Consider the following 13,329-nt stretch of genomic DNA (forward strand, 5'->3'; position numbering starts at 1 on the left):
TAGGCTCACCAGCAGGCTGGGGAGCGAGGGGAACAGCGTGCCGGAACAGGAACGCAACGCGCCACGAGTCGGCTCGACAGGCCCCAGCCGGTCGGGAACACCGCTGTACGAGCGTGCCGACGAGATGTCAGCCGCACGGGAGGCAGTGGAGGGGCTCTGCGCCCGCTCGACGGACCGCGGCGGTCGACGTGGTGGGCTGCTGCTGTTGAGCGGCGCCGCGGGGCTGGGCAAGACGACCTTGCTGACCGAGATCAGAGCCATCGCCGCCGCCCGCGGATGCACGGTCTTGTCCGCGCGCGGCAGCGAGCAGGAGCACACGGTTCCCTTCCACGTCGTGCGGCAGTTGTTGCAGCCCGTCCTGGCAGCCTGCACCGAGGCCGAACGTCGCGAGATCTTCGGTGGCTGGTACGAGATCGCCGGGCCGGCCGTCGGCCTCTTGGCCCAGCAGGCCGGTACCGCCGTGCCGGATCCACAGGGCGTCCGGGACGGTCTGGACTGGGTGCTCACGCAACTCGCCGTGCACAAAGCGCCGATCGTCATGGTCGTTGACGATGCGCACTGGGGTGATCTGGAGTCCCTCGCCTGGCTGGCCGCGTTCGCCGTGCGGGTGCAGGAACTTCCCCTCCTGATCGTCCTGGGGTATCGCCCGGACGAACTGCCTGCCGATGCAGCGGCGTTCCGTGAACTGGTCGGCGGCCGCGGATCCCACCCGATCACCTTGCGTGCTCTCAGCCCAGAGTCGGTCGCCATGTTGGCCCGCGGCGCACTCGGGCCGGAAGCGGACGATCCCTTCTGCCGCGAGTGCTGGGCCGTCACCGGCGGCAACCCCTACGAAACCGTCGAACTCGTCGCCAAGGTCCAGGACCGCGGACTCACCCCCTCCGAGGAGTCGGCCCATCTGCTGCGCGACCTCGGTGCGTCGTCCCGCGGCACCGGACTGGTCAAACGACTGGAGAGGCTCGGCAACCCGGCCGTGCGGCTTGCCTGGGCGGCGGCCGTACTCGGGACCGAGATCTCCCCCGAACTGGCGGCTTCGGTGGCCGGGCTCCCACCGGCCGAGGCTCAGGACGCCACGGACAGATTGCGAGTCGCACGTATCCTGACCGGCACCAGGACGCTCGAGTTCGTCCACCCCCTCATCGCCACTGCCGTGTATCGGGCCATCCCCTCGGCCATGCGCACCGCGATGCACGGGCAGGCCGCCGGCGCGGTGGTCGACGCGGGCCTGAACATCACTGTCGCCGCCCGGCACCTGCTGGAGACCCACCCGAGCAACGACCCGGAGACCGTCCAGCAGCTGCGCGCAGCCGCACGTGAGAATCTTCGCCAAGGCGCTCCGGACGCCGCTCATCGCTGCCTGGAGCGTGCGCTGCGCGAACCGCCGCCGGCCGAGGAGCGCGCGGCCGTGCTCCACGAGCTCGGCTGTTCTGCCCTGCTCACCTCACCGGCCACCACGGTCAACCACCTCTCGGCGGCCTTGCAGCTGCCCGACCTCGACCCCGCGCTCAGAGCGGACGCCACTTTCCGGTTGGCCCAGGCTCTCGCCCACAACGACCAGCTCGGCGAAGCAGCCGCGGTGGCGGGGGCCGAGGCTGCCCACGCACGGTCATACGGGGCACGGCTGCGCCTGCAGGCCGCGCACCACCTGTGGCTGGTCTTCGACGCGCATGAGGTGCAAGCGCCTGTCCGCTCCCGTCGGCTCGCTCGACTCGCCGAGCATCTGTCCGGGCAGAACGTCGGAGAGAAGGCCTTGTTGTGCCTGCGTACCTGGGATGCGACGCTGCGCGGTGAGCCGGCTGAAAGCGCCCTGGCCGTCGCCACACGCGCCGTGGGGCTCAGCTACACCGACCCGGACTGGGGCTTCGAGCTGCCCAGCATCACCGCGCTCGGGTACATGTACGCCGACCAGTGCGACCGCGCAGAGGAGCTGTTCAGCTCCGCCATCGCCGAGTGCCAGCAGGTCGGGTGGAGCGGAGCCCACCTCTCCTTCGGCTTCAACCTCCTCGGTCTGGTCCACTTCCGGCGCGGAATGCTCGCCGAGGCCGAGCGCTGCGCGCGTGAGGCGGTCCGGTTGGCCGACCGTGTCGGACCCCGGCTGCCCGCCAAGTGGTACGCCGTCGGTCTGCTGCTCGACATCCTGCTGGCCCGCGGCCACAACGAGGAAGCGCTGAGCGTCGCCGAGGCGCACGACTTCGCGCCGCCGTACCCCAACGCGGTGGTCTTCCCGGACCCCCAGGCGCTGTACGGACGCCTGCTGCTCGTCCGCGACCGGCGCAAGGAAGCCATCGCCCAACTCACCGCCGTCGGGGAACGGCTCGAGGCCAAAGGCATCCTCAATCCGACCTGGTGTCCCTGGGCGGGACACCTCGCCCTCGCCCTCGCCCAGGAGGACCCGGCAGCCGCCCGAGCCCTCGCAGCGCAGACGCTGCGCCGAGCAGAGCGTTACGGCACGCCCACCGCCGTAGGTGAGGCACTGCGCTTCAGCGCGGCGGTGTCCGAGGACGAGGACACCTTGGCGCTGCTGGAGCGGGCGGTGGAGACGCTCGGCAAGTCCCCCAATCAGTACCTGTACGCCGAGGCACTGGTCGACTTCGCCATCGACCTCGGGCGCCGCGGCCACGCTGACCGGGTGGCGGAACTGCTCTTCGAGGGTGTCGACTTGGCGGAGAGGTGCGGAGCGGATCATCTCGCGGAGCGGGCCCACGCGGAGCTCGCCGCAGCGGGCTTGCGCCCGAGCGGACCACGCATCAGGGCGCAGAGCGGAGACCGCACGGCAGAGCCGAGCCGCGCGGGTGCCGGGAAAGTACAGCACTGACACCGCCCAGCGAGGACAAGGCGCCCGGGCCCGAGCACCGGTGCGCTCCTGGCCATCGGCGCCCCAGCCGCGCGCGGCACGCCAGTAATGTTCTTCGGCCGGCGTCCGGCGCGCCGTCCAGCGCACGGGCCGCACCCCGCGTCGGCATAGACCTGAAGGAGCAACAGCGAAGGCGTATCTCCCTTCCAGGCGCAGCTGATCGAGATGGACCGTCCCGGCGAAAAGGCAGTCAGCGAGGTCCACGCTGGTGAGTACCAGGTGCGCGGCATCCACTCCCCGCAGCGACATGATCCGCACCCGGGCCTCGCGAGCGTTCAGCGGACTGGGTTCCTCCAGGTCCTCGGGGTCCACGATGAAGGGCCGGGACCGGGCAGCGATGCTCAACGGATACTCGACAACCGCATCGCTGAGGTCCACGTCCGCGCGGCTTTCGCGTGCTTGCCGCCGCAGCCTGCGAGGACCGCGGGTGCTGCCACCGTCATCGCGCCCAACGCCCGACTCCGACTGATCACCGCGCGACCGACGCCGCCACCGCCCGACACCCGCGCGGGTCCCTCCATCCGGCGTTCCACCAGTCGAAATCCCTCCCGTGTAGGTCGAACCACTGGTCATTGCGGGCGCAGTACGGCATCGCTTGGTGAGAATTCCTCTCATGTCGGCCGCCATCGGAACCAGGCAGAGCGGCAGACGGTCTCTTCCCGGTAAGGCCGGGCACATCGCCCGTGACTGCCCGAGCACAGGCGGCGAGAACGTACCGAATCTGCATGAAACGGATGAAAATGAGGGCTGTGGAGACGTTGAGGCGGCGGCTGCCGGGCACCGTCGTGTACGTCACGGCCCTGCTGCTCACTGCATGGTGGCTAAAGGGACAACCGGTCGCAGAGCGCGCCCGTTTCGTGCGCCACAACAGCAGCAACGTCCATCACCTGGATGTCGGCAAGTGGTGGACCCTGTTCACCAGCGGTCTGGTGGTCGACGGTGTCCCGGCCCTGGTCGGTATCGCCGCAGTGGCCGGGGTCCTGGGATGTGCCGAATGGCGCTGGGGCACACTGCGCGCGTGCGGAGTGTTCGTCTTCGGCCACCTCGCCGCGACCCTGCTCACCGAGGGCGCCCTGTGGCTGATGCACATCGTCCATCTGCCGGGCGTACCCACCCGGACGCGTGACGTGGGCATCAGCTACGGTCTGGTGACGACCGCCGCCTGCCTACTCGCCCTCGCCGTCGGCCGGCTGCGCCGCTACGGCCTGCCTCTGCTCGCCACGGCGCTGACGGCCGCCTTGCTGTACGACCAGGAACTCGCCGACGTCGGCCATCTGGTCTCCCTCGCGCTGGGCTCCCTCGCCGCCCGGACGGTGTGGCTGCGCACCCCGTCCGGCCCGGCACGCACGAAGACCGTCGGGCCGGATCCCGTCGACGCCGACGCATCGCCGGGCGGGAGACACTCCGCGGGGAATGACGGGATCGGTGCGACGGATCGGCGAGGAGCAGCTCCAACCGGCGGGTGCTGAGGCAGGATCGAGCGCTGCCGGCTGTACTCGCCCGGCAACTGCCGTGACAGCTCGACGACCGCGCCGCCGACTTCACCGGATTGCCCCGCCGGGACGCCGCGCGAGAGGGCCCGGGCGATGTCATCGCCCGGGCCCTCTCAGCCCGCCGGAACTAGAACTTCTGCAAGGCGAAGTTCAGCGTCGTGGTCGCTCCCTTTCTGATCCTTACCGTCGTCAACTTCGACTGATAGCCGTCGTCCGCGCAGATCACCTGCAACGGATTCCGGGCATCGGCCCACAGCTGGTAGTGGCCGCTCGCGTCGGTGATGAGCGTGTAGTGCGCCCCCGACGTGATGACCTGGACCACCGCCCCAGGCAGCGGACCCGCCGACCCGGTGACGATGCCGGTGACCTTGCCCCAGGTCTTCGGCGGGGCGACCGTCATCGACACCGGCAGGCCCGGCGTCGAGTACGGGGTGTCCGTGCCGATCGCGAACTTCGCCGTGTACGTGCCCGGTTGTGTGATGTCCGCGGCACTCGCGTCGACCGTCACGGTGACCGTGGCGCTGGCACCCGGTGCGACCGTGACCGTCTTCGGCTTCGCCGCGAGCCAGCTCACGTCGTTTCCGTCACCGCAGTCGGAGACGCCCGGCAGCACCTCGGCGCCGGCCACCGGAAGGACGCTGCCGAACTGGTCCTTGCCAATACCGCCGATCTTGTAGAACCCGCACGCGCTGCCGCCGCGGTAGACCGCGTTGTTCGAGTTCGCCATGGGCGTCCAGGTGTCGCCGACCGGGTCATAGCTGAAGCCCTGGTTGGTGATCATCGTGTTGTTCTGGGTGACACCGCCGGAGACCAGCAACCGGCCTTCCGCCGTTGTGTACCCGGAGCCCCACAGTTCGATGGGCAGGTCGGCCGCCCGCGACCAGGAGTCGGCCGCCGGGTCGTAGACGTACGTGTGGCTGGTCTCGCCGCCGGGACGCGCGCCGCCGGCGCAGTAGAGCTCGCCGTACAGCGTGCCGCACGCCTCCCAGCTGACCGCCTCGGGGTAGTCGGCGTGGCGGCTCCACGAGTCGGTGGCCGGGTTGTACGCCATGACGTCCGTGGCACCGCAGTGCGCGTCGCAGCCGCCGACGACGTACATCTTGCCGTCGAGGACCGCGACACCGGAGCCCGCGAGAGGACGCGGATTCGCCGCGGCGGTCGTCCAGGCGCCCGCCGCCGGGTCGTACACCTCGGTCTTGCCGTCCGGGGCCCCGGTGCTGCCCCAGCCGCCCGTCGCGTAGATCTTCCCGTTCAGCACGGCCATCGCCGGACCGTCGCGCTTGTCCGCGGGGCCCGCCTGCCGGGACCAGCTGCCCGCGGTCGGGTCGTAGACGTACATGCCGTGGTAGAAGTCGGCGCCGGAGGCTCCGAACGCCGAGTAGATCTTGCTGCCGAGCGAGACGACGGCGTTGTCCACGACCGGCCCGGGCAGGTAGTCCGCGATGGGAGTCCACGGGGCGTCTGCCGGTACCGCGCCGTGCGGTGCGGTACCGATCGCCTTGCGGTTCGCAGTGCCCTTGCCGACCAGGGGCAGCGGTGAGTACGTGCCCTTGATCCGCGCGGTGGGCGCGCCGTGCGCGGTCAGCGGTGTCACACCGCCGACGTGCTCGGCGAACGTCACCTTGGCCGGTGTGGTGCCGGTGTTCTTGACGGTGACGGTTTGAGCGGCCTTGCCCTGCCAGGGCACGGACAGGCCCACCTTGCCCGGGGTGACCGTGATCCGGCCGGCCTTGAGCGCGAACGGCGTCCGGGTCACCGCGTCCGCCGCCACGTCGACATGAGCGGGGGCGGTGGCGTAGTGCCTGCGCGCCGCCGTGAAGTCGTGCGTGCCGGTCAGCGACGAGAACATCCAGTAGAAACCGTCGGGCAGGTTCGGGTCGTCCGGGGTCGCGAAGGTCGTCGAGTGGTCGGCCGGCTTGTCGGCGCTGGTGACGGTCGCACCGATGACGGGCCGGTCGGTGTTGGCGTCGGTGACTGTTCCGGCCACCAGGCCGCCCGGGGCCGGGTCGCAGCTGCGGTCGCCGAGGTGGACGTCGTCCACCTGCCACCACGCGTTCAGCAGCCGGCTGCTGAAGTGGAATCGCACCTGTACTGCGGACTGGTGAGCGGCCATCGGCAGCGGCACGTCGACGCGCGCCGGGCCGCGCAGATCGTTTCCGCGGGACCAGGCGGGCTTCCAGGTGGCACCGCCGTCAGTGGTGACCTCGACGTCGGCTATGGGTCCGTTCTGTGCCGACAGGTCGGTGCCGAACGTCAGGTCCGGGTGCGCGGCGCCGGAGAAGTCGGTCACCGGGGAGACCAGTGACATGTCCACCGGGTGCTGGAAGTCCATGGTGCGGGTGTCGGTTACGGCGAAGCCGCCGCTGCCGCCGGTGTGGTTGCCCGTGCCGTACGACCACCACGGAAGCTGCGGATTGTTGAACGCCCATCCGCCCGCGGCCGTGTTGTCCAGGGTCCAGCCGTCCGGCGTCGACGTCCCGTCGAACGTCTGCGTCGTGCCCGTGTTGTGCGCCGTGTATCCGGGCGCGATGCATTCATAGGCGTCGACCGGAATGCTCAGGTCGGCGGTCGTGTCCGACGGGCCGACCGTCACCTTCTTCGTCACCGCTTCGTAGCCCGGGTAGTCGGCGTTCACGTCGAGCGTGTACGTGTGGCCCTGCGGCAGTTTCAGGTTGTAGCGGCCGGTGTACGGGTCGGTGTGGACCGGGCCGCCGGGCACACCGCGCACGGTGATGGTCGCGTACAGCGGCCAGGAGTGGCCCGAGCCGTCGGTGACCTTGCCGGACACGGTCGACGACGGGACCGTGTCGAGCGCGAAGTCCTCGGTCACCGAGCCGCCGTCGGTGACGGTGACCCCCTTGACCGTCTTGTCCGCGTACCCGTAGGCCGACGCCGTCGCGTCGTGCGTGCCGGCCGGCACCGAGGTGCGGTAGTGACCGGAAGCGTCGGTCAGGGCCGTCGAGTCGCCGACGCTCACCGTCGCACCGGCCACCGGAGCCTTGGTCGAGGCGTCGGTGACGGTACCGGTGACGGCGCCGTGCGGTCCGGTGGTGAACGCGGCCAGGCCGTTCGGCGTGCCGAGCCCGGTCGGACCGTCGTAACCGGCCCCGGCCGTGCACAAATACGCGGGCGAGCATGTGCCATTGCTGGCGGCGCTCACATCGTTGAGGTGTGACGCGTTGGCATACGGGTAGCTCGCCGGATTCGTGTCCTTCACCGGCGTACCGGCGGCGGCGTACACACCCGCGATGATGGGCGCCGAGGCACTGGTGCCGCCGAACACGTTCCAGCCGCCCTGCTGGTAGGAGTCGTAGACCGCGACACCGGTCGCCGGGTCCGCGACCGCCGCGACATCGGCGACCGTGCGCTTGTCGCAGCCGCTGTCGCTCTGCCAGGCCGGCTTCGCCTCGTACAGCGAACAGCCACTGCCCGCACCGCTCCACACGGACTCCGACCAGCCGCGCCCGCTGGAATCGCGGACGAGACTCGTACCGCCGACCGCGGTGACGTACTGCGAGGCGGCCGGGTAGGCCACCCCGTAGCCGCTGTCACCGCTGGACGCGACCATGGCCACGCCCGGGTGGTTGTAGTGCGGGTCGAACTGGGTCGCTTCGGCCGGGTCCTCGCCGGTGCCCGGTGTGCTGTTGTACCCGGTGCCGTACGAGTTGGAGACGTACTTCGCGCCGAGCGCGACCGCCTCGTCCACCGCGGCCCCGATGTCGGCGAAGCTCGTGCTGTCCGCTTCGACCAGCAGGATGTGGGCGTTGGGGGCGGCGGCGGACACCATGTCGAGGTCGAGGGATATCTCGCCGGCCCAGCTCGCGTCGGGGGCCGGGTAGCGGGTGCCGCCTCGCTGGTCGACCTTGGTGAAGCAGCCGTTGGCCGTGGTGCACGGGGGCAGACCGTACTGCTGGCGGTAGACCGCGAGGTCGGCCTCGGCGGCCGGGTCGTCGTAGGCGTCCACGATGGCGACGGTCTGGCCGGCGCCGCCGTCCGCCGGCAGCGCGTAGGCGCTGCGCAGGTCGATGGCACCGAAGCCGGACGGCGTCGCGGAATCCGCCTGGACACCGCGGCGGGCGGCCACGTCAGTGCGGTGCAACGCCAGGCAGGTGACATGTCCTGGCTTGGGGTCCGCGCACTGCCGGACGGCCGCGGCCTTGCCGGAGGACGCGGCGGACGCGGGTGTGGCGGTGGGCAGTTGGAGTCCTATGACGGCAAGTGCCGTCGACAGGAGGCCGACGACGGCGGTGGCCGCTCGGCCTCCGCGTCCAGCGCTCCGTTGCAGACGGGTTCTGGGCAAGGAGTTTCTCCCGAAACTGAGGTGACCTGGTGATGGGTATGTCCCGCGCCGATCGCGGCTCGACGGACGGCCGGCATGGGCGGTTGTGCCGGGTGCGTGCGGATCCGGGTCCGCACGGCGGCCCACGGGAGGGGGCGGGGCGGTGACACCGCCCGGGACCGGCCCCCCTCCCGCCCGGCTGAACTAGACCTTCTGCAAGGCGAAGTTCAGCGTCGTCGTCGCTCTCTTCCGGATGTGTGCCGTCGTCCCCTGTGGCTGGTAGCCGTTGTGCGAGCAGATCACCTGCAACGGGTTGTTCCGCGCGTCGAGCCACAGTTGGTAGTGGCCGTCGTCGTCGGTCCTGAGGGTGTAGTGGCCCTTCGGCGTGGTGATCTGGACCTGTGCGCCGGGCAGCGGACCCGACGGCCCGGTGACGGTGCCGGTGATCTTGCCCCAGGTCTTGGGCGGGGCGACGGTCATCGACACCGGCAGGAGCGGCGTCCGGTACGGCGTGTCCGTGCCGACCACCAGGGCCGCCGTGTACGTGCCCGGCTGGGTGATGTCCGCGGCACTCGCGTCGACGTTCACGGTGACCGTGGCGCTGGCCCCCGGTGCGACCGTGACCGTCTTCCGTTTCGCCGCGAGCCAGCTCACGTCGTTGGTGTCGCCGCAGTCGGCCATGCCCGGCAGCAACTCGCCGCCGGCCACCGTGACCGGATCGAAGCCGCCGTCCAGGACGTCCGTACGGCCGCCGATCTTGTAGAACCCGCACGCGCTGCCGCCGCGGTAGAGCGTGTTGTTCGAGTTTGGGACGGGCGCCCAGGTGTCACCGGCGGGGTCGTAGCCGAAGCCCTGGTTGGTGATGACCGAGTCGTGGTCGGTGACACCGCCGGAGACCAGCAACCGGCCCTGCGCCGTCGTGTACCCCGAGGCGTACAGGTCGATGGGCAGGTCGGCCACCCGCGCCCACGCGTCGGAGTGCGGGTCGTAGACATACGTGTGCTTGGTCTCGCCGTTGGGGCCGGTGCCGCCGGCGCAGTACAGCTCGCCGGAGATCGCGCCGCACGCCTCCCAGCTGACCGGCTCGGGGTAGTCGGCTTCGCGGCTCCAGGAGTCGGTGGCCGGGTCGTACACCATGACGTCCGTGGCGCCGCAGTTCCCGTCGCCGGGGCAGCCGCCCACGACGTACATCTTGCCGTCCAGAACCGCGACACCGGAGGCCCAGAGCGGGTGCGGGTTGGCCGCGGCGGTCGTCCACGCGTTCGTCGCCGGGTCGTAGACCTCGGTCCTGGCCTCCGGGTGTCCCCAGTTGCTCCAGTCCACGTCCAGGCCGCCGGTCGCGTAGATCTTCCCGTTGAGCACGGCCATCGCCGGAGTCTCACGCTTGGTCGCGGTCCTCGCCTTCTGCGACCAGGTTCCGGTGGCCGGGTCATAGGCGTACATGGCGTCGTAGATGCCGTTGCTGCCGAACCCGAACGCCGAGTAGATCTTGCCGCCGAGTGAGACGACGGCGTTGTCCATGACGGTGCCCGCCGGATAGTCGGCGATGGCTGTCCACGGCGCGGCGGCCGGTACCGAGGAGTTCGGCGCGGCGCCCGCCGCCTTGCGGGCCGTGCCGCCCTTCGTGCCGTTCTTGTCGAGCAGGGACAGCGGCGAGTACGTGCCCTTGATCCGCGTGGTGGGCGCGCCGTGCGCGGTCAGCGGAGTGGTGCTGCCGACCTGCTCGCCGAGCGTCACCTTGGCCGGTGCGCTGCCGGTGTTCTTCACGGTGACGGTCTGAGCGGCCTTGCCCTGCCAGGGCACGGACAGGCCGACCTTGCCCGGGGTGACGGTGATCCGGCCGGCCTTGAGGGTGAGCGGAGTACGGGTCACCATGTCCGCGGCCACGTCGACATGGGCTGTGGTCGTGGTGTAGTTCCGCCTCGCCGCGGTGAAGTCGTGCGTGCCGGTGAGCGAGGAGAACACCGAGTAGAAACCGTCGGGCAGGTTCGGGTCGTCCGGGGTCGCGAAGGTCATCGCGTGCTCGGCCGGCTTATCGGCACTGGTGACGGTCGCGCCGACGACGGGCCGGTCGGTGTTGGCGTCGGTGACCGTTCCGGCCACCAGACCGCCCGGGACCGGGTCGCAGGTGCGGTCGCCGATGAAGGCGTCGTCCACCTGCCACCAGCCTGGGAAAGGCCCTGTGAGGCGGAACCGCGCCTGAACGGCGGACTGGTGAGCGACCATCGGCAGCGGAAGGTCGACGTGCGCCGGGCCGGGTACGTCGGTCGCCGACCGGTGCCAGACATTCTTCCAGGTGGTGCCGCCGTCCGTGGTGACATCGACGTCGGCGATGCCGCCGTAGGCCCGCAGATCGGTGTTGAACGACACGTCCGGGTGCGCGGCAGCCGAGAAGTCGGTCACCGGGGAGACCAGCGACATGTCGTACGGGTTTCGGCTCGACTTGTCGCTGGTGTTGGCGACGGCGAAGCCGCCGCTGCCGCCGGTGTGGTTGCCCCGGGTCGCGCCGGGCGCCGTCAGCTGCGGGTCGTCGAACTGCCAGGCTCCCGCGTCCGTGTTCTTCAGGGTCCAGCCGTCCGGCGTCGACGTCCCGTCGAACGTCTGCGTCGTGCCCGTGTTGTGCGCCGTGTATCCGGGCGCGATGCACTCGTACACATCGACCGGGACACTCAGGTCGGCGGTCGTGTCCGACGTGCCGACCGTCACCTTCTTCGTCACCGCTTCGTAGCCCGGGTGGTTGGCGTTCACATGGACCGTGTACGTCTGGCCCTGAAGCAGTTTCAGGCTGTAGCGGCCGGTGTACGGGTCGGTGTGGACCGGGCCGCCTGGCACGCCGTCGACGCTGATCGTCGCGTACAGCGGCCACGGGTGGCCCGATCCGTCGGTGACCGTGCCGGACACCGTGGCCGTCGGCAGCGGGGCGAGTGGGAAGTCCTCGGTCACCGAGCCGCCGTCGGTGACGGACACACCGCTGACCGTCTTCTTCGCGTACCCGTAGGCCGACGCTGTCGCGTCGTAGGTGCCCAACGGCGCCGATGCGCTGTAGTGGCCCGACGCGTCGGTCAGCGCCGTCGTGTCACCGATCGCCACCGTCGCACCGACTACTGGTGCCTTGGTCGAGGCGTCGGTGACGGTACCGGTGCCGGCACCGTGCGGTCCGGTGGTGAACGCGGCCAGGCCGTTCGGCGTGCCGAGCCCGGTCGGACCGTCGTAACCCGCTCCGGCCGTGCACAGATACGACGGCGAACACGTGCCGTTGCTGCCGGCGGTCACATCGTTGAGGTGCCCCGGGGTCGCGTACGGATAGCTCGCGGGATACGTGTCCTTGACCGGCGTACCGGCGTTCGCGTACACACCCGCGATGATGGGCGCCGAGGCACTGGTGCCGCCGAACACGCCCCAGCCGCCCTGCTGGTAGGAGTCGTAGACCGCGACACCGGTCGCCGGGTCCGCCACCGCGGCCACGTCGGCCACCGTGCGCTTGTCGCAGCCGCTGTCGTGCTGCCAGGCCGGCTTCGCCTCGTACAGCGAACAGCCGCTGCCCGCGCCGCTGGTCCCACCGCTCCACACGGACTCCGACCAGCCGCGCGCGCCTGAGTCCCGGACGAGACTCGTACCGCCGACCGCGGTGACGTACTGCGAGGAGGCCGGGTAGGACACCCCGTAGTTGCTGTCGCCGCTGGACGCCACGATGGCGACACCCGGGTGGTTGAAGTGCGCGTCGGCATCGGTGACCTGAGACGGGTCCTCACCGCTGCCCGGCGTCGGGCTGTACTGCGACCCATAGCTGTTGGACACGTACTTCGCGCCCAGCGCGACCGACTCGTCCACGGCCGCGTACAGGTTCGGGTCGCTGTTGTCGTCCGCCTCGACGAGCAGAATGTGCGCCATCGGCGCCACGGCGGACACCATGTCCAGGTCGAGCGAGATCTCACCGGCCCAGTCCGCGTTCGGGGCCGGGTACGACGTTCCGCCGCGCTGGTCGACCTTGCGGAAGCAGCCGTTGGCCGTGGTGCACGACGGCAGGCCGAACTGGGCGCGGTAGGTGGCGAGATCGGCCTCGGCGGTCGGGTCGTCGAAGGCGTCTACGATGGCCACAGTCTGGCCCGCGCCGCCGTTCGCCGGCAGTCCGTACGCGCTGACGAGGTCGGACGGTCCGTATCCGGACACGGCGGCGGCAAGCCGTTGGACGCCCTTGGACGAGGCGACGTCAGTGCGCCGTTCCGCGAAGCACCGTGCCATGCCCTTCTTCTTCGGAAGTGAACACAGCGGAGTGGCATGCTTGTTCGTCGATGTCACGTTTGTCGTGGCGGACACAGGCGCCGAGCCGCTTGCTGCCGCGGGCGTGCCGGGCGACCGTGCGCTGACGGTTGCGGCGGCCGGGCCGGCCATCCCGAACATCGTCAACGTGGCGGCCAACACGGCGACCACGATTCTTCGCCGCAGCCCGAGTGCGTTCCGAGTAGGGTCCACTGAGATCCTTCAATAGAGACGTACCGGTGGCCCGCCGAGCCCCATGCGTTCCCAAATGGGATCCAAAGCCGAGACCCTCGTCGCTCGCCGAACCCCGATGGGATCCGGGTGGATCCACAGCTGAGTACCGTCGTCGGGTCTGTACGGTGAGCGGTGTAACTCCCGAGCTGGAAGCGACAGTTGATGACTGACGTGACGAGTGACACCAAGGCCGGGAAGGCCGCTCTGAG

The 13,329-nt window shown here is 70.4% G+C and carries 5 protein-coding genes; 3 read left to right on the top strand and 2 right to left on the bottom strand.

All coding sequences use genetic code 11. From position 1 onward, the window contains the following. Positions 1–37: 37 nt before the first annotated feature. Both ACFY2Z_RS36485 and ACFY2Z_RS36490 read left to right on the top strand, forming a co-directional pair. The gene (locus tag ACFY2Z_RS36485; protein WP_390748288.1) at positions 38–2,815 is read left to right on the top strand and encodes an ATP-binding protein; all 2,778 of its coding nucleotides are present in this window, start codon (positions 38–40) and stop codon (positions 2,813–2,815) included. Positions 2,816–3,603: 788 nt separating this feature from the next. Then, positions 3,604–4,323, top strand: a complete 720-nt coding sequence (locus tag ACFY2Z_RS36490; RefSeq protein ID WP_390748289.1) for a rhomboid-like protein — start codon at positions 3,604–3,606, stop codon at positions 4,321–4,323. A gap of 151 nt (positions 4,324–4,474) precedes the next feature. On the opposite strand, the gene ACFY2Z_RS36495 is transcribed toward ACFY2Z_RS36490, so the two are convergent. Both ACFY2Z_RS36495 and ACFY2Z_RS36500 read right to left on the bottom strand, forming a co-directional pair. After that, positions 4,475–8,647: a carboxypeptidase regulatory-like domain-containing protein gene (locus ACFY2Z_RS36495; protein WP_390748290.1), complete on the bottom strand. Its 4,173-nt coding sequence runs from the start codon at positions 8,645–8,647 to the stop codon at positions 4,475–4,477. 183 nt (positions 8,648–8,830) lie between these two features. After that, positions 8,831–12,868, bottom strand: a complete 4,038-nt coding sequence (locus ACFY2Z_RS36500; protein ID WP_390748291.1) for a carboxypeptidase regulatory-like domain-containing protein — start codon at positions 12,866–12,868, stop codon at positions 8,831–8,833. Here ACFY2Z_RS36500 and ACFY2Z_RS36505 point away from each other — a divergent pair. Then, complete coding sequence (locus ACFY2Z_RS36505) at positions 12,867–13,115, top strand: hypothetical protein (protein ID WP_390748292.1); 249 nt, start codon at positions 12,867–12,869, stop codon at positions 13,113–13,115. The two genes, ACFY2Z_RS36500 and ACFY2Z_RS36505, sit on opposite strands and share 2 nt — an antisense overlap. Positions 13,116–13,329 lie beyond the last annotated feature (214 nt).

This window comes from Streptomyces sp. NPDC001222 (assembly GCF_042896945.1).
GTDB classification, from domain to species: Bacteria; Actinomycetota; Actinomycetes; order Streptomycetales; family Streptomycetaceae; genus Streptomyces; species Streptomyces gibsoniae.

What these genes read in the sequence shown, in the direction of transcription:
- ACFY2Z_RS36505 (WP_390748292.1), top strand. Translation starts at nt 12,867, where the DNA reads ATGCCCTTCTTCTTCGGAAGTGAACACAGCGGAGTGGCATGCTTGTTC.
- ACFY2Z_RS36500 (WP_390748291.1), bottom strand. Translation starts at nt 12,868, where the DNA reads ATGGCACGGTGCTTCGCGGAACGGCGCACTGACGTCGCCTCGTCCAAG.